General features: G+C 67.6%; 17 protein-coding genes and 1 pseudogene. 5 read left to right on the forward strand and 13 right to left on the reverse strand.

Annotated features, from left to right (window positions below):
• Nucleotides 1–69: 69 nt before the first annotated feature.
• Nucleotides 70–975 (forward strand): hydrogen peroxide-inducible genes activator, encoded by a 906-nt coding sequence (locus ABLE38_RS02850; protein WP_348972654.1) that lies wholly within the window; start codon nucleotides 70–72, stop codon nucleotides 973–975.
• Between the two features lie 72 nt (nucleotides 976–1,047).
• Here the strand turns inward: ABLE38_RS02850 and ABLE38_RS02855 are convergent.
• From ABLE38_RS02855 to ABLE38_RS02905, 11 genes and pseudogenes are all read right to left on the reverse strand, one after another.
• Nucleotides 1,048–1,323 (reverse strand): annotated as a pseudogene (locus ABLE38_RS02855) (type II toxin-antitoxin system RelE/ParE family toxin); the annotation flags it as partial.
• The gene (locus tag ABLE38_RS02860) at nucleotides 1,311–1,571 is read right to left on the reverse strand and encodes a type II toxin-antitoxin system ParD family antitoxin (protein ID WP_348972655.1); all 261 of its coding nucleotides are present in this window, start codon (nucleotides 1,569–1,571) and stop codon (nucleotides 1,311–1,313) included. The pseudogene ABLE38_RS02855 and the gene ABLE38_RS02860, both read right to left, overlap by 13 nt.
• A 43-nt stretch (nucleotides 1,572–1,614) precedes the next feature.
• Nucleotides 1,615–2,055 carry a molybdenum cofactor biosynthesis protein MoaE gene (locus ABLE38_RS02865; RefSeq protein ID WP_348972656.1) on the reverse strand — a complete coding sequence of 147 codons (441 nt, stop codon included), beginning with the start codon at nucleotides 2,053–2,055 and terminating at the stop codon, nucleotides 1,615–1,617.
• Entirely contained in the window at nucleotides 2,052–2,303 is a 252-nt protein-coding gene (moaD, locus tag ABLE38_RS02870) for a molybdopterin converting factor subunit 1 (protein WP_348972657.1), read from the reverse strand. The genes ABLE38_RS02865 and moaD overlap by 4 nt, the downstream gene beginning before the upstream one ends.
• Entirely contained in the window at nucleotides 2,303–2,857 is a 555-nt protein-coding gene (gene pgsA, locus ABLE38_RS02875) for a CDP-diacylglycerol--glycerol-3-phosphate 3-phosphatidyltransferase (protein WP_348972658.1), read from the reverse strand. Before pgsA ends, moaD begins: the two co-directional genes overlap by 1 nt.
• 155 nt (nucleotides 2,858–3,012) lie before the next feature.
• Complete coding sequence (locus ABLE38_RS02880; protein ID WP_348972659.1) at nucleotides 3,013–5,028, reverse strand: glycoside hydrolase family 97 protein; 2,016 nt, start codon at nucleotides 5,026–5,028, stop codon at nucleotides 3,013–3,015.
• A gap of 23 nt (nucleotides 5,029–5,051) precedes the next feature.
• A complete protein-coding gene (locus ABLE38_RS02885; RefSeq protein ID WP_348972660.1) occupies nucleotides 5,052–6,095 on the reverse strand; it encodes a cupin-like domain-containing protein in 1,044 nt (347 codons plus the stop codon).
• A complete protein-coding gene (locus ABLE38_RS02890; RefSeq protein ID WP_348972661.1) occupies nucleotides 6,088–7,536 on the reverse strand; it encodes a tryptophan 7-halogenase in 1,449 nt (482 codons plus the stop codon). The genes ABLE38_RS02885 and ABLE38_RS02890 overlap by 8 nt, the downstream gene beginning before the upstream one ends.
• Entirely contained in the window at nucleotides 7,533–9,095 is a 1,563-nt protein-coding gene (locus tag ABLE38_RS02895; protein WP_348972662.1) for a tryptophan halogenase family protein, read from the reverse strand. Before ABLE38_RS02895 ends, ABLE38_RS02890 begins: the two co-directional genes overlap by 4 nt.
• Before the next feature lie 66 nt (nucleotides 9,096–9,161).
• On the reverse strand, nucleotides 9,162–12,506 hold the full coding sequence (locus tag ABLE38_RS02900) for a TonB-dependent receptor (RefSeq protein WP_348972663.1): 3,345 nt from the start codon (nucleotides 12,504–12,506) through the stop codon (nucleotides 9,162–9,164).
• Between the two features lie 520 nt (nucleotides 12,507–13,026).
• Complete coding sequence (locus ABLE38_RS02905) at nucleotides 13,027–14,571, reverse strand: MFS transporter (RefSeq protein WP_348972664.1); 1,545 nt, start codon at nucleotides 14,569–14,571, stop codon at nucleotides 13,027–13,029.
• Nucleotides 14,572–14,629: 58 nt separating this feature from the next.
• Here ABLE38_RS02905 and ABLE38_RS02910 point away from each other — a divergent pair, with 58 nt between their 5' ends.
• Nucleotides 14,630–15,643 (forward strand): LacI family DNA-binding transcriptional regulator, encoded by a 1,014-nt coding sequence (locus ABLE38_RS02910; RefSeq protein ID WP_348972665.1) that lies wholly within the window; start codon nucleotides 14,630–14,632, stop codon nucleotides 15,641–15,643.
• 178 nt (nucleotides 15,644–15,821) lie between these two features.
• A complete protein-coding gene (locus ABLE38_RS02915; protein WP_348972666.1) occupies nucleotides 15,822–17,117 on the forward strand; it encodes an MFS transporter in 1,296 nt (431 codons plus the stop codon).
• Nucleotides 17,118–17,133: 16 nt separating this feature from the next.
• On the opposite strand, the gene ABLE38_RS02920 is transcribed toward ABLE38_RS02915, so the two are convergent.
• Both ABLE38_RS02920 and ABLE38_RS02925 read right to left on the reverse strand, forming a co-directional pair.
• A complete protein-coding gene (locus tag ABLE38_RS02920) occupies nucleotides 17,134–17,304 on the reverse strand; it encodes a hypothetical protein (RefSeq protein ID WP_348972667.1) in 171 nt (56 codons plus the stop codon).
• Nucleotides 17,305–17,386: 82 nt separating this feature from the next.
• Nucleotides 17,387–18,400 carry a LacI family DNA-binding transcriptional regulator gene (locus tag ABLE38_RS02925; RefSeq protein ID WP_348972668.1) on the reverse strand — a complete coding sequence of 338 codons (1,014 nt, stop codon included), beginning with the start codon at nucleotides 18,398–18,400 and terminating at the stop codon, nucleotides 17,387–17,389.
• A gap of 56 nt (nucleotides 18,401–18,456) precedes the next feature.
• Here ABLE38_RS02925 and ABLE38_RS02930 point away from each other — a divergent pair, with 56 nt between their 5' ends.
• Entirely contained in the window at nucleotides 18,457–19,242 is a 786-nt protein-coding gene (locus ABLE38_RS02930) for a kinase (protein ID WP_348972669.1), read from the forward strand.
• Nucleotides 19,243–19,464: 222 nt separating this feature from the next.
• On the forward strand, nucleotides 19,465–20,325 hold the full coding sequence (locus ABLE38_RS02935) for a helix-turn-helix domain-containing protein (RefSeq protein ID WP_348972670.1): 861 nt from the start codon (nucleotides 19,465–19,467) through the stop codon (nucleotides 20,323–20,325).
• The last annotated feature ends 155 nt before the right edge of the window (nucleotides 20,326–20,480 follow it).

A 20,480-nucleotide genomic window follows, 5' to 3' on the forward strand; every position in this document is an offset into this window, starting at 1 on the left:
GAGGGGAGACTGCTTGGCTTCATCGCTGCAGCCACTATATATCCGCCATACAATCGACACAGGCGATCAATGGCGCAGACCACCTATCTTCCGACGCTCAAGCAGCTCCAATATCTGGTCGCGCTCAAGGATCATGGCCATTTCGGCCGGGCGGCGGAGAGCTGCTACGTCACCCAATCCACGCTTTCCGCCGGCATTCGCGAGCTGGAGACGCTGATCGGCGTGGTGCTGGTCGAGCGGACGCGGCGGGTGGTGCGCTTCACCCCCCTGGGCGAGCGGATCGTCGACAAGGCGCGCCGCGTGCTGCGCGAGGCGGACGAGCTGGGCGACCTTGCCCGCGCCGCCGGGCGGCCGCTCTCGGGCGAGATGCGGATGAGCGTGATCCCGACGATCGCACCCTTCCTGCTGCCGCGCATCCTGCCCCAGCTGCGCCGCGACTATCCCGACCTGAAGCTCTATCTGCGCGAGGAGACCAGCGGCCAGGCCTGTGAGGGGCTGCACCATGGTCGCACCGACTGCGTGCTGCTTGCCCTCCCCTATGCGTGCGGCGACGTGGAGAGCGCAGGGCTGTTCGACGACCGGCTGTTCGTCGCCTATCGCGACGGCGAGATGGACCCGAGCGCCTCGATCCGCCCGGCCGAGATCGACGAGACGCGACTGCTGATGCTCGAGGACGGGCATTGCCTGAAGGAACACGCGCTGGCGGCCTGCAACCGCCCCGAGCTGCGCGCCGAGGCGACGATGCTGGGCACCTCGCTGCACACCATGGTGCAGATGGTCGACAATGGCCTGGGGGTGACGATGCTGCCCGAGATGGCAGTGGATGCGGGAATCCTCGACCATACCCAGGTCAGCGCACGGCCGCTGGAGGCGGAGAATGCCTCGCGCAAGATCGCGCTGGTGTGGCGCAAGGCGTCTCCGCGGGAGCGGGACTTCCGGCTGCTGGCGGAGGTGTTGAAGGAAGCGCGGCCTTAGTCCGAACGCGCGAAAGCTTCGCGAAGCGGGCCTAAAAGCTTCGCGAAGCGGGCCTAGCTGCTGCATGCGCTCGTGGAGGATTGTCACGATGCCGATATCGCCGTCCTCAAGGACACGCCAATAGAGCAAGTGATGTTCGTAGCGGGAGCAACAGCCTGCGACCCCAAGCTCAGTAGGAATCGTACGCCACGGACTCGCACGCTCGGCAATCTTCGCGATATGCGCGAGCATACCGTCAAGATATGCGACCGCCTGGGCTTCGCCCCACCTTGTACGCGTGTAGTCGAAAATCTCGTCGAGCCGCAGCTCTGCCCGAGAGAAGAGCCGATAACCGCTCAAGCCTGCCAACGCTTGCGCGCACGTTCCAGGAAGGCGTCGCGATCAAAGGGCTTGGCATCGCTGTCAGGCGCGGCAAATGCCTGCTGCAGTTCCGCCTTCAATGCTTCGAACCGCGCCTGCTCGACCCGATCCTTGTCCTGGCGAATCAGGTGACGGACATATTCGCTGGCATTCTCGTACAGGCCGTCCTGTCCGATATTCTCGGCGATGAACGCTTCGAGCGGACCGTTCACGCGAACATTGAGGGTCGTGGCCATGGGCGCCTCCTATGTCACGATATAGTGGAATATCGTGGACGCCTCAAGCTTGCCAGCGCTTGGCGGCCAGCGCGTCGCTCTCGCGGGCCTCTACCCAGCTCGCCGCCTCCCCGCGCCACTCGCGCTTCCAGAAGGGCGCATCGGTCTTCAGCCGGTCAATCAGATAGGCACAGGCGTCGAGCGCTTCGCGGCGGTGCGCGGCGGCGGTGCCGATGAAGACGATGCGCTCGCCGACCTCCATCCGGCCGGTGCGGTGGAGGATCGTCACGCCGAGCAGGTTCCAGCGGTCCATCGCCGCCTCGGCCAGGACGCAAAGCGCGTCCTCGGTCATGCCGGGATAATGTTCGAGCTCGAGCGCGGTGATGCCGTCGCCGCCGCGGACCACCCCGGTGAAGCTCGCCACCCCGCCGGCGCCGCGCTCCTCGAGCGCCGACAGCTCGACGGCCAGCTCGATCGGGGCGGAGTCGACCGAGACGCGGATCATCCGCCGGTCACCGGAGGGAAGAGCGCGACTTCCTTCGCGCCGTTCAGCGGCGTGTCGAGGGGAACGAAGCGCTGGTCGAGCGCGGCGCGCAGCTTGGCGGGATCGGCAAAGGCAGCGGCGTGGCCGGGGCTTTGCCGGGCGAGCCAGTCGACGAGGTCGGCGACGCTCCGCACCGCCTCGGGCGGGTCGACATGCTCCTGCCCTACCCCGACGGCCTCGCGGACCCAGGCGAAGTAGAGCAGGTCCATCAGGTGTCCATGTGCTTGAGGCCGACGCGCAGATAGTCCCAGCCGGTCAGCAGCGTCAGCGCCGCCGAGACCCAGAAGGCCGCCGAGGAGGCCTGCCACAGCCAGGCCAGGTCGGGCAGCGCGCCCGAGAGGATCAGCCCGCCGAGCGCGACCAGCTGGAGCATCGTCTTCCACTTGGCGAGGCGCGAGACCGGCAGCGAGACCTGGATGCCGCCAAGGAACTCGCGCAGCCCCGATACCGCGATCTCGCGCATCAGGATGACCAGCGCCGGGATCAGGTTGAGCTCGGCGATCACCCCGCGCCCGGCGAGGATCAGCAGCACCGCAGCGACCATGATCTTGTCGGCGATCGGATCGAGGAACACGCCGAGCTTGGAGACCGTCCCCTGCGCGCGGGCGAGATAGCCGTCGAAATAATCGGTGACGCCCATCAGGCAGTAGATCGCGAAGGCGATCCCGTAGCCGAGCCGCCATTCGGGCCACCACAGGAAGGCCGCGAGCAGCGGGACGGTGATGATGCGCGACAGGGTGAGGATGTTGGGCAGCGTCAGCATATCGGGTGCTGTACCACCGGAAAAGCGCTTGGGGGAGACATCGCATTATTTCCGTCATCCCCGCGGAGGCGGGGATCCAGAGCCAGAAACAGCTCGCCTGCGACTCTGGATCCCCGCCTTCGCGGGGTGACGAAGGGGGATGCTGAAAGAAGGTTCTATTTCAGCAGCTTGAAGCGGATCGCCTGGCCGCCGCCGGGGGCCAGATCGACGCTGAGCGTGTCGGCGCTGGTCAGCACGCGCTTCTCGATCGCATAGGCCACCGGGTTCTTGATGTAGTCGGCGTCCGCCGTGTCGCGGTAGATCTGCGCCTCGTAGCGCTTGCCGGGCGCGAGGAAGTCGAGCTTCACCGGCAGCTTGCGCGCCATCTCGTCGGTGATCGCGCCGAGATACCAGTCGGGCTGACCACGCTGCTGGCGGGCGACGACGACATAGTCGCCGATCTCCGAGGCGAGCGTCTTCGTCGTCTCCCAGTCGGTCGGCACGTCGCGGATGAACTGGAAGGCGTCGAGATGCTTCTCGTAATTCTCGGGCAGGTCCGCCGCCATGTGGACCGGCGAGTAGAGCACGACATATTCGGCGAGCTCTGCGGCGAGCGTCGACTGGTTGCGCTCGGTGAGCACCGACTTGCCATGCTCGATGTCGAAGATGCCCGGGGTGAAGTCCATCGGGCCGCCGAGCAGGCGGGTGAACGGGATGATCGTCAGATGCTCGGGCGGGTTGGTCGGGCGGCCCCAGGCGTTGAACTCCTGCCCGCGCGCGCCTTCGCGGCTCACCCAGTTCGGCCAGGTGCGGCGCAGGCCGGTATCCTTGACCGGCTCGTGCGTGTCCATCGTGATGTGGCGCGCCGCGGCGGCCGCGATCACCTTGAGGTGGTGCTGGACCATGAACTGGCCGGCGAACCATTCCTTGCCGCCCTGGCGATCGAGGATGTCGCCCGAGTGGCGGACATAGCCGGTCTTCACCGCGGGCACGCCGACCTTGGCATAGAGATCGAGCGCGGCGTCGAGCTGGTTCTCGTAGTTCACCACCGCGCCGGCGGTCTCGTGGTGGCCGATCAGATGGACGCCCTTCGACTTGGCATAGGCGGCGAGCATCGGCAGGTCGAAATCGGGGTACGACTTGGTGAAGCTGAACTTGTCGCCATTGTCGATCCACTCGCCGTCCCAGCCCTGGTTCCAGCCTTCGACGAGCACGCCGTCAAAGCCGTATTTGGCGGCGAAATCGATGTAGCGCTTCACGTTCGCGTTGTTGGCGCCGTGGGTGGGGCCGCTGCCCCAGGTGGTCTTGTTGAGGTGCATCTCCCACCAGACGCCAACATACTTCCCCGGCTTGAACCATTTCTGGATGTCGGGGAGCTTGCTCGGCTCGTTCAGGTTGAGCTCGATCCGACTGTCCGCCAGGGCGCCGGGCGTGGTGCCGATCAGCACCGTGCGCCAGGGGGTGGTGAACGGGCCGGTCTTCTTCGCGCCGATCCCGTCGGGCCAGGGCATCAGCCAGGCGGTGAGCGTGCCGGCGCCGTCGCCGCGCAACAGCATGCTGGGGAAGTCGACCAGCGCCGCCTCGTGGATGGAGAGATAGAGGCCGTTGTCGCCCTTGAGCGTCAACGGCGTCTCGGCCAGCGTGATGCGGCGCGCGTCGGTCTGGGTGTAGAGATACTCGTCGCGCTCCTGGCCGAGGCCCTGATACCACCAGGCCTGGTACGCGCCCTGCGTCTTGAACTGGGTGCGGTCGGCGGTGACGCCGACCTGCGCGCCCGCCGGGATGCCGGCATAGCCATAGCGGAAGCCGATCCCGTCATCGAAGATGCGGAAGGTGACCTGCATCGCCTTGTTGAGCGCGGTGTCGCCGGCGATCGTGACGGCCAGCTCGTTGTGGTTGTCGCGGATCAGGCGCTGCTCGCCCCAGGGCTGCTCCCAGTTCGAGTCCGAGGACGCGCGGCGGACATCGGTGATCGCCGTGTAGCGCGCATCGAGCTCGCCGGCGAAGCTGAGGCCGAGATCGGACGGCGCGATCACGACCTGGTCGCCGCGCTTCACTTCATAGTGCGCCCGGCCGCCTTCGACCGACACGCAGACTTCGAGAATTTTGCCGGGCGACTGGGCGCACTCCGCCGCCAGGGCCGTGCCGGGTGCCGCCAGCGCGAGAAGCGCAACGAGGGTACGAGAGATCATCCGGTTTCTTTCTTGTGGGGAGGTCATGATTTGAGGAAGGCGGCGCGCAGGCGCTGGCGGAGCGACGCGCGCTCGCCGGCGCGCATCGTGCCGAGGGGCCCGCGCTGCGCGGGCGGGATATGCGCGGCGCCGTCGTCGCCGAAGACATGGGCATCGAACATCGCCCGCCAATAGGCGCGCTCATGCGGCGGCAGGTGCTTGTAGGCGAGCAGCGCGGCGAGGAAGACGTCGTTGGGCTGCTCCAGCCCCACCGCATCGTCGCCCCACCAATAGTTCACCATCGCGTTGAACGGGCCGATCGAGCTGACATGATGCCACCAGCTGCGCGGGATGAAGAGTGCATCGCCGGGATCGAGAAAGGCGACGCGCGCCGTCGCAAGCGCATCGGCGAAGCGCGGGAAGCGCGCCAGGTCGGGCGCCTCGGGATCGACCAGCGAGAGCGGCGGCGGGTTGTCGAGCGGGCCGACATAGAGGTTCGCGACCTGGTCGGGCGGGAACAGCAGGAAGCGGCGGCGGCCGGCGATCACGCAGGCGAGGTTATGGTCGCGGTCGTTGTGCGTGCGCGTGTGGACCGGCCCGCCGACCCAGAGCCGCGGGCCGACGCTCGCCGGCAGCAGCGGCATCGGGTTCTGTGCGACGAAATCGGGCATCTGCGCCGCCAGCGGCAGCATCTGGATGGCGACATAGGGTGCGTTCTCCTCGCCGGCGAGGCGCAGGATACGGTCGAGCGCGTCGCCGAGGCGCGCGCTGCGCCGCGTGAAGTTGAACTCGCTGAGATCCGGGCCATAGCCGAACTTGCCGGCCGTGCGCGCCGGCGCTTCCATCACCGGCACCGCGGCGCCGCGGTCGAGGCCCTTCAGATAGGCGCAGAGCGTCCCTGCCCCCGCGCGGCCGGCGGCGAGCGCAGGCCAATGCGCCAGCAGGCCCTTGAGCACCACGGGCACGCCGGCATCGACCAGCGCGGCGAGATCGGCGGGCGGCGGCGCCGCGCGTGCGGATACGCGCGGCAGGGCGTCGAGCGGGCTCGCCTGCGCGGAATCGTCGGCGTGGCGCAAGGGTTCAGCCATGGGCGAGCCCGGCGAGCCAGTCGCTCTGGGTCGGCTGGCGCAGCACCTGCTCGCGGACGAAGCCGAGCATGCGGCGGAACTGCGCCTTCACTTCCTCGGGGGGGACCTGATCGATCGCCGGCGGCCAGCTTTCGGGCTCGACACCATGGCCCAGGAACAGCGCACGCCAGCTGTCGGGCGGGAGGTTCTCTTCCTCGAACGGGGCGAGCTCGGCGCGGGCGCGGAACAGCGCGAGCATATGCGCGAGATCGGGCGAGACCTGGGTCTCGCGTGCTGCCTGCCAGAACGGCCCGGCATAGCGCGCGAGCGCATAATGCGCGGACTGGAAGTCGCGCAGGCGGTCGAGCGCCTCAGGCGTGGCGCGATTCACTTCGGCGCGTTCGGCCTCGAAGCGCGTGGTCGCGGGGAAATCGGCGAGGAGCTGGACCAGGCCCAGCTGCAGGCCGAGCAGATCGAGGCCGTGGATCGGATCGAAACGCGCGCCGAGCGTGACCGTGTTGCCCGTCCAGGGCGTCACCGGCCGGCCAGGATCGAGCGCGCGGACCTGCGCACCCGCGAGCGGCAGCCCGGACGCGGCACTGGCTGCCTGGAGCGCCTCCTCGTCGCTCGCGTCCGCGCTCGACCAGGCATGGGTGACGAAGGTCGCCGGGCGGCCGGGGTGGAGCGCGGTCCAGCCCGCGGGGCCGGCGCGGTTCTCGGCGTAGACAGGCAGGTTGGCAAAGGCCGGGCCGGCAGCGGTGAGGACGCGGTCGGCGGGGAAATGCGAACGCCAGCTCAGCTGCTCCGCGCCCAGCACGCCGCTGGCATCGACATAGAGATCGGCGGTCAGGCGGCGCCCGTCGCCGAGTTCGAGCGCGGCAATCCCCTCGCCTCCGCGCGCTACCGTCAGCGCATCGGCGCCGTGGACCGTCGCGCCGTGGCGGATCGCCGCCTCGCGCAGCAGCCGGGCATAGGGGATCGCCGGCAGATGATAGCCATAGTCGCAGCGGCCATAGATCTCGCTCTCCGCGTCGGGGAACATGAGGCGCCCCTGGCGCGCAGCGGCGGCGGTGAGCGAGAAATCGTCGAGCGGCACGTTCAGGCCATAGGCGCGCGCCTTGACCCAATGGGCGAAGAAGTCGCGCCCGCCAATCTGGGTGCCGGCCGAGCCATAGGCGTGGAGAAAGGGCGGATTGGCGCCGGCAAGCTCGATGAAGTTCTGGCCGAGCGTCAGGCTCCCGCCCGTCGCCCGCAACAGCCCGGCTTCGTCGATGCGCAGCTGGTTGTGGAGCGCTTCGAGCGCCGGAAAGGTGGCATAGGCATCAACGGGGGCAAGCGCGCTGGGCAGCTCGACGGCCTCGACCGTCACCCCCGACGGACCGAGCCCGCGGGCGAGCGCAGCGGCGGTGAGCCACAGCGGCGCATCGCGGCCGGCGACGATCACGGTGAAGGGCATGCTCATGCGACCACCGCCCGGTCTTCGCCGCCACTGCGGCCGGCGGCGCAATAGCTGGCGATGAACTCGGCATGCGGGGGCAGTGCCGCCGCGTTGGTGGCGATGCGCTGGCGCAGATCGGCGAGGCGCTCCACGACTTCATCGAGCGGCAGGCGGTCGGCCAGGCGGTCATGCGCCTGGGGCAGGACTCCCTGCCCGATCAGCACCGCCAGCCAGCTGTCCCGCGAGAACAGCCCGAGCGTGTAGTCGGGCGCACGACCGCTCGCGCGGAACAGCGCGATCTTGTGCGCCAGGCTGTCCGGCAGCGTCATGGTGCGGACATGGTCCCAGAGCGGTTCGCCGTGCCGGGCATTGGCGGTGTAGTGGAGCACCAGGAAGTCGCGGGTGCGGTCGTAATGGACCTCGAACAGCCGGTTGAACTCGGCGGCGAGGCGCGGATCGAGCGGGCGGCCGGGCGTTGGCATCAGGTTCGCCAGGTCCATCACCGCGGCCTGGATCAGGAAGATGCTGGTCGATTCGAGCGGCTCGAGGAAGCCGGACGAGAGCCCGATCGCGACGACATTGCCCTCCCAGCCGCGCGCGCGGCGGCCTGCCTGGAAGCGCAGCACGCGCGGATCGGCGAGCGGGGCGCCGTCGATCGCGCCGAGGATCGTCTCGCGCGCCTGCTCCTCGCTGCAGAAGCTGCTCGAGAAGACATAGCCGTTGCCGGTGCGGTGCTGGAGCGGGATGCGCCAGGTCCAGCCACCGGTCTGCGCGGTGGAGCGGGTGAAAGGCGTGATGCCGGCGACGCTGGTGCAGGGCACGGCCATCGCGCGGTCGCAGGGGAGCCATTCGCTCCAGTCCTGCCAGGCGACGCCCATCGCGCCTCCGAGCAGCAGCGAGCGGAAGCCCGAGCAATCGATGAACAGGTCGCCTTCGATGCCGGCGCCGGATTCGAGGCTGACGCTTTCGACCAGGCCGGTCTCGGCGTTGCGCGCGACGTCGACGATCTTGCCTTCGATCCGCCGCACGCCGCGCTGGGTGGCCCAGCCGCGCAGGAACTGGGCGTAGAGCCCGGCGTCGAAATGATAGGCGTAGGAGAAGGTCGAGCGGATCGAGCGCGTGTCTTCGTTGGGCAGGTCGAACACGCCCTCGCGGCACATCGCCACGGCGAAGCTGGTGTCGAACCAGTCGCCGGCGTCATGGCCGGCGGCGCGGGCGCGCTGCCAATGATGCTGGAAATCGACGCCGCCCCAGCGCTCGCCGAAGCTGCCAAAGGGGTGGACATAGCGGCCGCCGGGCCGGTCCCAGCCCACGAACTCGATGCCGAGTTTGAAGCTGCCCTGGGTGGCGGCCATGAACGCGGCCTCGTCCAGCTCGAGCATCGCGTTGAACTCGCGGATATGGGGCAGTGTGGCCTCGCCCACACCGACCGTGCCGATCTCGTCGGACTCGATCAGCGTCAGCGCGTAATCGGTATTGGGAAGCAGGCGGGTGAGCCCGGCCGCAGCCATCCAGCCGGCGGTCCCGCCGCCGACGATGACGACGCGCAGGGGCGTCGCATTAGGGTTCGACCTGGGCTGCATGGCACCCGCTCGCGATAGAAAAAAACGGCGCCGCCGGGAATGAAGGAACGGCGGCGCCGAGAGGGGTTAGAACTTGAACCGGGCGCCGAAGGAGACCCGGCGATCGACCTTGCTCCAGTTGGCGTCCCGGTAGACCGGCGTGGCCCCCGGCGTCTTGCTGGAGTCACCGAAGATCTGCTGCTCGTAGACGCTGGTGGTGCCGAGCAGGTTCGAGCCTTCGATCGATAGCTCGATCCACTTGGTCACCGAGAAGCGCGCCGATCCGTCGAGGAAGCCGGCCGCCTTCGAGAACACCGGCAGGCCGATGCAGCAATCGAGGTTGTTGGTGAGGAAGCGCGACCGCCAGTTATAGGCGAGGCGCAGCGCCACCGGACCCTTTTCGTACAGGGCCACGGCGTTGAAGGTGTGCTTCGAGATGCCCGCCAGCTGGTGGGAGTCGATCACCGTGCCGCGGCCGCCCGAGACGTCGAGGCCCGCGCCATAGCCGGCGGTGCCGCCGCTATCGAGCGCACCCTGCGTCACCAGGTTGGAGTTGGTGATGCCCGACTGGTCGACAAAGGTGTAGTTCAGCTGCGTGCCGAGGCCGCTGAGCAGGCCCGGCAGGAAGTCGAAGAAGGTCTGGTACGCGACCTCGAAGCCCTTGAGCGAGCCGCCGTCCTTCACGTTGCGCGGGCCGCGCAGCAGCACTTCCTGCGTCGAGCCGTTGTTGGTGAAGCTGCGGGTGAACTCGCCGTACGAGATCGTGTTGTGCAGCTTCTTGTAGAAGGCGTCGAAGGTGAACGAGCTGCTACGGCCCATGTAGTGCTCGAACGAGATGTCGAACTGGTCCGCGGTCAGCGGCTCGAGCGCGGCATAGCCGGCCTCCGCCCGGAACACGAAGTTGTAGCCCGTGATCGTGCCCGCCGAATTGCGGACGATATAGGGCGAGCTCGCGCTGCCGTCGATCACCGGCCCGGCGATCGAGACGAAGTTGCGCAGCAGGCCGAAGTCCGGCCGCGACATCGCCCGCGAATAGCCCAGGCGCAGGAAGGTCTTGTCGCTGAAGCCCAGCCGCAGGTTGAAGCTCGGCAGCCAGTTCTCGTAGTTCGCCTTGAACGTGTTGGGCGTGCCGCCGCCATTGGCGAAGGCGATCGTGTTCGCAGTCAGGAAGCAGAACGGATTGACCACCCAGCCCGACTGCAGCGGGCCGCCGCAGGGCGAGCCGCTGAAGGTGGTGGTCGGCGGGAAGCCGACGCTGCCTTCGGAGCGGATATCGGTGCGGATGTAGCGCAGGCCGATATTGCCCTTGATGTTGACGCCGCCGATGTCCTTGTTGTCGCCGCCGAAGCGCAGCATCGCATAGGCTGCCTTGGTCTTCTCGTCGACGTTCATCACTTCCGACGGGAGGTAGCAGCCCTCCACGGTCGCGTCGGGACGGTCGCAGATCGGCGTCCAGCCCGGCGAGATCGGCGAGTTGGTGGTCGGGCCGCTCAGCGCCTGCACCAGCCGGGGCATGTTCTCCAGCGTGGCGCGGTTGAGATAGACCAGCGAGCCATTGTCATAGACGTTGCCGTCGAAGAAGTTGCTGCCGAGGCTGGTCGATTCCCAGATGCCCGCGCCATAGCCCTTGAAATCGGGATGGCCGGCGGCGCAGGCCGGATAGGCCCCGCCGGTGGTATTGTCGATGTTGAAGCCCGGGCCGTTGCAGTTCCACGACGCGGCGACCGGCGTCCAGTTGAAGGTCGAGTAGCGGACCTGCTGGCTGCGATCGGCATAGCGCACGCCGACCTTCAGCGAGTCGACCCAGCTGCTGTCGGCGAAATCATAGTCGAGGTCGCCGCGCAGCGCGGTTTCCTTGGCGTCGTTGTCCTCCATGTGCGCCTGGATGAACGGCAGCCAGTAATTGTGCGGGTTGGAAAGGCCGCCCGACGCGTAGTTGACGTTCGAGCCCGGCAGCAGCTTGATGTTCGGCGTGCCGTTGCTGTCGACGCTGTACTGGTAGTTGGCCATCGAGCCGGTGGCGACCAGGATGTCGTTGTTGGTCGTGCTCGCCCAGATGTGCTGCGCGTCGAGGTTGACGTGCAGGCGGTCGGTCGGATCCCAGCTGATATTGCCCGAGATGTCCTGCGTGCGCTCCTTGTGATCGAAGTTGCGCGCCTCGTTCTGGAAATAGAGGCCGTCCTGCAGCGTGGTGCAGACCGAAGGTGCGGCGCAGTTGTTGACGAACGGCAGGCCCGGCACCGCCGAGCCGGTGTTGATCGCATCGGCGGTGCTGCTCCAGCTGCCCGCCCAGCTGCCATGCGCCTGCGTGACGATGCCCGACTGAAGCATGCCGTCCGGCCCGAAGGTCAGCGTCGAGCCGCTCGCCGGCCCGAGGATCGTGGTGGCACGCGGATTGAACGCCGCCGCGCCATAGGCGCCGTTCTCGAAGATCGCATGGCTGGCCCGCTCAAGCCACTTATTGTGATATTCGGAGTTGGTATATTGCGTGGTCAGGCGGAAATTGCCGGCATTGTTCTCATACTGGCCGGCGAACGCCATGCCCTGGCGCGTGCGATCATAATCAACCTGCGAATAGCGGATGCCGTCGGGCACATAGGCCCAGCCGCTGCCGCCGAACGGATTGGCGGTGCAGCCGACGGTGCCGTTCGCATTGAGGGTCGCGCCGGCCGAGCAATAGGTGTCGATCTTGTCCATGATCACGCTCTCGGTGCGCGTGATGACATGGCTGCGGGCATAGTCGGCCATCAGGCCGAACTTGCCGATCCCGGTCTCCCAAGTGTCGCTGATCAGACCGGAGAACTCGCCAGTCCACTTCTTCGAGCGATCGCCATAGTCCGCCTTGACGTTGCCCGAGGCGACCAGGCCCTTCTGGTCGAACGGAAGCCGGGTGCGCAGGTCGACCGTGCCGGCCAGGCCGCCCTCGATCATGTCCCCTGTCTGGTTCTTGTAGGCGTCGACGCCCGCCATCAGCTCGGGCGAGACGTCGTTGAAGTTGAGCCCGCGATGGCTGTCGGCCGAGAAGCTGTCGCGGCCGTTGAACTCGGTGCGCACGAAGGTGAGGCCGCGGATGAGCACGCCGGTGGGCTCGCCCGAGGGGTGCGTCGAATCGTCGGTCGATTGCATGCGCGAGGTGGTGATGCCCGGCACGCGCTGGAGCGCACCCGACACCGAGGTGTCCGGGAACGAGCCGATGTCGGACGCGGTGATCGAATCGACCACGGTCTCGGCGTCGCGCTTGCGCATCTGCGCGGTCTCGAGCGCCTTGCGGACACCGACGACGAGGATCGTCGGCTCGTCGCCCTGGCTCGCCTCGGGCACGCTGCCCGACGATTGTGCCGACGCGGTCTGCGCCTGCGCGGTGCCGGCAAAGCCCATCAGGGCCATGGCGGCGAGCGAGGCACCGCCCCGCAACATGGTGATCTGCTTCATAATCCTCCCTCCGTTCGCCCCTTGGCGGAGCTGTTGCACGCGCAGCGACACGGGGCCCCCGCCCCGCGCCGCGGCGTCAATCTCGATGCTGGTGCGTGAAGACGCGATCGCGCGAAACGCGCGCACGGCCAGGCCGCACGCTGATGCGCTGAATCGCTAGCCGGCGCTGCCGTGCTTTCCCCAAGACACCCTCCTTGGTGCCGGCGACGCTCCCTGGCGCCGCCATCCACCGCGAATTGCCCGATCCGAAGGCGCGAAATGCCAACGGCCCTGTCGGGCGATCCATTTGCGTAACTTTGCGTAAATTGAGCATGATCGCAAGAGGGAAATTTTCGGAATAATTTCGTCGATCATATCATTATAAAATAACGATATTCTCCCATATTTGCGCTTGCTGAACCCGATTTCGCCCGGCCGGAAGTGAGTCGCACAGCGCAATTTTGCCTTGCATGTTATGCAAGTTTTGCACAAACAGGCGCCCGTGATGCAACGCACTGCAAACGCACGCGCCTTCGAGGTGTCAGGGACGGACGCCGGTATCGGCGCTGCGCGGCAGCGTGAGCGCGAAGCCGGCGGCGATCAGCAGCGCGGCGGCGGCAAGGACCAGCGCATATTCGGCCTGGCCGTGAAAGACGCGGCCGACCAGCGGGCCGAGCATCGTCGAGGCGACGAGCTGGGGGATCACCAGGAACATGTTGTGGATGCCCATGTACACGCCGGCCTTGCCGGGCGGCACGCTGCCGGCGAGCATGGCATAGGGCATCGACAGGATCGCCGCCCAGGCGAGCCCCACCCCGATCATCGGCAGCCACAGCGCCGTCGGATCCCGGACGAGCAGGAAGCCGAACAGCCCGGCAGCGCCGAAGACGAGGCACAGCGCATGCGTGGCGCGGCGGCCGAGCCGCTCGCCGATGCGCGGCAGCAGCAACGCACCGAGCGCGGCGACGCCGTTATAGCCAGCGAACAGCACCCCCACCCAGTCCGCGGCGGCGTTGTAGCCCGGCGAGGTCGGATCGGCGGTGCCATAGTGGCGCAGCGCCAGCGCCGGCACGGTGTAGATCCACATCGCGAACAGGCCGTACCAGGTGAAGAACTGGACCACGGCGAGCCGCTTGAGCAGCGGCGGCATCGAGCGGATGTCCTCGACGATCTCGAGCATGCCGATCGACGTGCGCCCCAGCCGGCGCAGGCGGACCACCACGGCCTGGAGAAGGCCGAACAGGAAGGTGATGCCCGCGACGACATAGATCTCGCGCTTCCACCCGGCGAGTGCGGCGGCGCCGGCGATGGCGAGGCCCGCGGCCATCCAGGCGATGCCGTGGCGGACCAGCGAGGCGGCGCGCGCCGGCGAGAGCATATGCGTCGGCCGCGCCGCCTCGGCCAGCACCGGCGGCGGCGCGCATTCGCGGGTGGTGACGATCGTCCAGCTCACCGCGACGAGCAGGCAGACGCCGCCGATATAGAAGGCGGTGCGCACCGATTGCGGCAGCAGCCCCGGCTCGGGCTGGCCGCTCAGCCCGCCCCAATGGACCAGCATCCAGGGCAGCGCCGAGGCGAACACCGCGCCGATGCCGATGAAGAACACCTGCATCGCGAAGCCGGCGGTGCGCTGCGCCTCGGGCACCTTGTCCGCCACCAGCGCGCGGAACGGCTCCATCGCGATGTTGATCGAGGCCGTGAGCACCCACAGCATCAGGCTGGCGGTCCACAGGCTGCGGGCGTTGGGCATCAGGAACAGCGCGAGCGCGGTGCACAGCGCGCCGGCCAGGATATAGGGGCGCCGGCGGCCGAGCCGACCGCGCGTGCGGTCGCTCAGATGGCCGATGATCGGCTGGACGAGCAGCCCCGTCGCCGGGCCGGCGATCCACAGGATGGCGAGGTCGTCGAGCTCGGCGCCGAGCGTCTGGAAGATGCGGCTGGTGTTGACGTTCTGCAGGCCCCAGACGATCTGGATGCCGAGCAATCCGAAGCACATGTTCCATATCTGCAGCAGGCTGAGGCGCCCGCTCGGCGGCGCGGCGGCGGGCACAGCGTCCAGCGCCTCGCTCGGCCCGCCTGCTTGCAATGGAACCCCCTCGATGCGTTAATCTGGCCGTATTCGGCTTTCCTCAAGCTTGGGCACAATGGGCAGCAGTAGCAACAACAATACGACGCTGCAGGATCTTGCAGAGCTGGCAGGCGTGTCGATCTCGACCGTGTCGCGGGCGCTCAACGATCATCCGCTGATCAGCGCGCGTACCAAGCAGAAGATCTGGGCGCTGGCACGCGACCATGACTATCCGTTCCGCCCCTATATGCCCGCCGCACCGGTGGGTGCCGAGGGGACGATCGTGATCGTCACGCCGTTCATGCGTGGGCGACCTTTGCCACTTTCGCACCCCTTCTTCCTCGAGCTGCTCGCCAGCATCGGCGAGGCGGCGCGCGCGCGCGACTGCGACTTCACGGTGAGCCACACCACGCCGCACAATTACGAGGACCTGCTCACCACCACCACGACAAGCCGGGCGAGCGGCGTGATCTTCCTCGGCCAGTCGATGCTGCACGACGCGTTCAACCAGCTCGTCGACACCACCGCCAATTTCGTGGTGTGGGGGGCGCAGATGGCCGGGCAGCGCTATTGCTCGATCGGCTCGGACAACCAGCTGGGCGGGCGGCGCGCGACGGCGCACCTGGCGCGGCTGGGGCGCAAGGCCATCCTGTTCCTGGGCGGCACCGACCCCGAATCGATGCAGCGCAAGCGCGGCTATGCCGAGGCGCTGAAGGAGGCCGGGATCGAGATGGATCCCAAGCTGGTGGTGCCGGTGGATTTCGAGCTCGAATCGGCCGACGCGGCGGTGAGCCGGCTGCTGCGGCGGCACGTGCATTTCGACGGGATCGTCGCCTCGTCCGACCTGATCGCGCTCGGCGCGATCCGGGCGCTGCGGCGCGCGGGCGTGTCGGTGCCCGAGGACGTCTCGGTGATGGGCTATGACGACATGCTGCTCGCCCGGCTCTCCACCCCGGCGCTCAGCACGATCCGCCAGGACACGTTCGAGGCCGGGCGCCAGCTGGTCTCGCGCATCCTCGATCCTTCGCCCGATCCCAGCGCCGAGCGGCTGCCGACCGACCTGATCGTGCGCGAATCCTGCGGCGCCTGATCCTTCCGCCGTCATCCTAGCGAAAGCCGGGACCTCGTGCGACTCCTGTCCCGCGCTTGTCGCCTCGGATCCCGGCTTTCGCCGGGATGACGGCTATTGCCTTGCCGCGGCACCTTCCGCTCGGCTATGCCCGCGCCTCAAGCAGCGGGAAAACCCGCATACAGAGGTAGGTTAGCTTATGGACGGTGCCGCGCTCGGGTTGATGCGGGAGCGCCGATTCCTCCCCCTTTTCGTCACGCAGTTCCTCGGCGCGTTCAACGACAACCTCTTCAAGAACGCGATGATCTTCTTCGCGACCTACCAGATCTTCAACTCGGTCGAGGACGAGACGCGGTTCAGCGCGATCGCCACCGGCATCTTCATCCTGCCCTTCTTCCTCTTCTCCGCGCTCGCAGGCCAGCTCGCCGACAGCTACGACAAGGCGAAGATCATGCGGATCATCAAGGCCGCCGAGATCGGCATCATGACGATCGGCGCCTCGGGCATCTTCCTCAAGAACCTCGAGCTGATGCTCGTCGCGCTGGTCGGCATGGGCGTGCACTCCGCATTCTTCGGCCCGATCAAATATGCGATCCTGCCGCAGCACCTGAAGGAAGACGAAGTGCTGGGCGGCACCGGCATGGTCGAGGCCGGCACCTATATCGCGATCCTGTGCGGCACGATCGCCGGCGGCGTGATCAGCGCGCACGCGGCGGGCTTCGCGGTGGTGGGCGTCGCGGCGATCGGCTGGTTCGCCTCGCTGCGCATCCCATCGGCCCCGCCGCTGACCAAGCTCAAGATCGACTTCAACATCTTCCGCGCCTCGTGGCGGCTGATCTCGGCGACGATGCACATCCGCCGGCTCTATCTGGCGATCATCGCGATCAGCGTGTTCTGGACGATCGCCGCCGTGCTCGGCGTGCTGTTCCCGCCGCTGGTGAAGAACGTGTTCCACGCCCAGAAGGACGTCGCCAGCGTGTTCCTCGGCATCTTCTCGGTGGGCATCGCGATCGGATCGGTGATCATCAACCGGCTGCTCAAGGGGCATGTCTCGGCCAAATACGCGGTGCGCTCGGTGCTGGGGATGATGGTGTTCGTGATCGGCTTCTACGTCACCGCGCATGTCTGGCCAGTGAGCGAAGGGCCGCTGATCAAGACCGCCGAGTTCGTGACGATGCCGATCGGCTGGCTGGTGCTCGCGCTGCTGATCGCGATCGCGATCACCGGCGGCATGTTCGTGGTGCCGCTCTATGCGTTCCTGACCACCACGGTGGAAAAGTCGCAGACCGCGCGGACGGTGGCGGCGAACAACATCGTCAATTCGGGCTTCATGGTGTTCGGATCGGTCGGCATCTTCGGGATCAGCAACATCCCCGGCGTCGGCGTGGCCGAGTGCCTGCTGGTGATCGTGCTGCTCTGCCTCGCCTCGGCCTGGTGCGCGAACCGGCTCTACAAGGCCGAGAACGCGCCCCACGCGCCCGACGTGCTCCCCTGAGCGGGCAACGTTGCCGTCAGGCGATGAAGGTGAAGAAGCAGACGAAGAAGGCCGTGAAGCTCAACGCGAAGAGCTTCACGTCGCTGTCGTCGCGCAATTTGCGCTGTTGCGCCACGGCGATGCGCACGTGACGGCGGAACGGGTGGCGGCGGGGCGCGTAGCCCTCGAGCAGGAGCTGGCTTTGCATGACCAGCAGTTAATAACTTCTTAACTTTTCCCGCCAGCGTTACCTTTAGTTAACCGATGTCCGGCGTTGGGACGGCAATTGGTTAGCGCGGCGCCGGCCCCGTGCTCGCCCGCACCACCAGCTTGTGCTCGAGCGTGACGCGCGGCAGGGGCGGCGCGCCGGCGAGGATCAGTTCCGCCGCGGCGGCGGCCAGCTCGTGCACCGGCTGGCGGATCGTGGTGAGCGGCGGCCATACCGCGCGGGCCAGGTCCGAATCGTCGAACCCCGCGATAGAGAGCTGCGCCGGCACCTCGATGTCGCCCTCATGCGCAGTGGCGAGCGCGCCGGCCGCCATGTCGTCATTGCCGGCGAAGATCGCGGTCGGCCGCTCCTCGAGATCGAGCAGCACCCGCGCCGCGGCGGCACCGGAGGCGAAGTCGTTCTCCGCGGCGGCGACCAGCGCCGGATCGAAGGGGATGCCATGCGCTTCCAGCTCGGCCTTGTAGCCGGCGAGGCGATCGGCGGAGGAGGCGTGGCTCTCCAGGCCGCGGATCATGCCGATGCGGCGATGGCCGAGCCCGATCAGGTGACGCACCAGCTCGCGCGCCGCGGCGATGTCGTCCATCGAGGCCGACATGCCCGCCTGCTTGCGCGTGCCCGGCGCGATCCGGACATAGGGCAGCCCGCGCCGATCGAGCTCGTCGAGCAGCGCGGTCGCCTCGGTGACCGGAGGCGAGAGGATCAGCCCGTCGAGATGCGTCTCGTCGATCAGCGCCAGCACGTTCGAGACGAGATCGGGCGACTGGCTGTCGATCGGCTGGAGCAGCAGCCGGTAGCCGAGCTCGGTGCAGCGCTGCTGCGCGCCGGTCTGCACGTGATAGATGTAATAGGGGCTGGGGTTGTCGTAGAGCAGCCCGACCTGGAAGGATTTGCGCCCGGCGAGCGTGCGTGCGGCGTGGCTCGGCCGGAAGTTCAGGCGGGCGACGACTTCCTCGACGCGGCGCCGCGTCTCTTCGCTGACATGCTTCTCGTTGTTGAGGACGCGGCTGACGGTCTTGAAGGACACGCCTGCGATCTTCGAGACTTCCTTGATCGTCGGACGGCTGGTCACATGCATTCCCCGCCGGGAAAAGCGGCCCGGCCTTTCACCTGCCATATTTGACAGCGCTGCCAATGCGCAAGCTAAGATACGGCACGATGGACGTGGTGCCTCCCCTTCCCGCTGCCGAATGGATCGCCGCACGGCTGCGCCCCGGCAGCCGGCGGCCCTTCGTGCTGGGGATCTCGGGCGCGCAGGGCAGCGGCAAGTCGACGATCGCCCGCGCCCTCGCCGCGCGCTTCGGCTGCCCGGTGCTGTCGCTCGACGATCTCTATCTGGACGGTGCCGCCCGGCAGCGTCTCGCGGAGACGGTGCACCCGCTGCTGCGCACCCGCGGCGTGCCGGGCACGCACGACGTCGCGGCGGGGCTGGCGGCAATCGAGGCGCTGGCGCACGGCCCCGTGTCGCTCCCGCGCTTCGACAAGGCGCGCGACGAGCCCGGCGCAGCGGAACCGGTGCCCGGACCGGCGGAGATGCTGATCCTCGAGGGCTGGTGCCTGGGCGCGCGGCCGCAGGCGGAAGCGGAACTGGCCGCGCCGATCAACGACCTGGAACGGACGCAGGACCCGGACGGCCGCTGGCGGCGCTGGGTGAATGATCGGCTGGCCGGCGACTATCAGGCGCTATGGGCCCGGATCGATCAGCTCGTCTTCCTCGAGGCGCCCGGCTTCGCGGTGGTCGCCGATTGGCGAATCGAGCAGGAACGCGCCGCGGATGGCCCGATGCGGGACGAACAGCTCCGCGAATTCGTCCAATATTATGAGCGGCTGACGCGCCATCTGCTGCGCCATGGCAGCGAATGGGCGGACCTTACCCTGCGGCTTGACCCGTTTCGGCGGCTAAAAACTGATCTGGGTTAATCAAGCCCCATTTGGGTGCCCCTTACGCAAAATTCACGTGCGGTGGAATGTTTCTCACTATAATGGACCAGCCGTAACCAGCGGGAATTCAACGCAAACCCCAGAAACAAACAAACCTTGGAGTTTAGTTTGTCGTCGCAGCCTCTTCGCATTCATCGATATTCGACGGCAGATGTTGAGCCCCGGGACCGCCACGATGTGTGGCTGAACCACTGGCCGAATATGGCTCCGCTCTATCACACCGAGCCGCTCGAGCAGTTCCGGGTATCGAGCAGCATCGCGCAGCTCGGCGACGTGACCCTGGCCTATGTCGATATCGCCAGCCAGCGCTGGAAGCGCGACAAGCGGCTGGTCGATAGCGGCAATGATTCGCTGGCGCTCACCGTCAATCTGGACGGCAAGGCCGCAGGCGTGGCGGGCAAGCGCGAATGGGTGCAGATGCCCGGCTCCGCGATCCTCGTCGATCGGTCGCAGACCAGCGACCATGTATCGGCCGGCGGCCGCAGCATCGCGATCAATGTGCCGCGCCAGATGGCGGCCGAGGCGGGGCTCGACGTCACCAGCCTGCACGGGATGACGCTGAACCCGGCCGAGATCGCGATGTTCACCTCGCATGCCCTGCAGGTGCGCGAATTGCTGCCCAGGCTGACCGAAGGCGATGCGCCGCTGATCGGGCGCACGATGCTCGACATGCTGGTGCTCTCGCTGAAGGCGGCGGACCGGACCGAGGCCCGGAGCTTTCGCGAGGATCCGGCGACCTTGCTGCTGCGCGCGCGCAGCGAGATCAACGAGCATCTGGGCTCGCCCACGCTCACCGTCGCCAATCTCTGCCGCCGCCTGGGCATCTCGCGCAGCACGCTGCACCGGCTGTTCGAGGAGCAGGGCGGCGTCCAGGCCCATATCCGCGACATGCGGCTGGACGCGGCGCGCCAGGCGCTGCTCAATCCCGCCAATCCCGAGCGGATCGGCGACCTGGCCGAGCGGCTGGGCTTCAGCGACGCCGCGCATCTGAGCCGGCTGTTCAAGGCGCGCTTCGGCGAGACTCCCAGCGATTGCCGCGGGCGATCGGCGCTGGGCCGCTAGGCTTTCCGGCCGGCTGGCACACCGATCCAAGTCGGTGGCACGCACGTTCAACGGAATATTGGCCCGATTGTCCTAGGGAAATCCGCGAAATCGGCGTGTTTTGGCACGCGGAGATCGGCTTCTTGGGAGGCCGCGTCTCGATCCGAGGAGTGGGT

The sequence above is a fragment of the Sphingomonas sp. KR3-1 genome (genome assembly GCF_040049295.1).
GTDB lineage: Bacteria > Pseudomonadota > Alphaproteobacteria > Sphingomonadales > Sphingomonadaceae > Sphingomonas.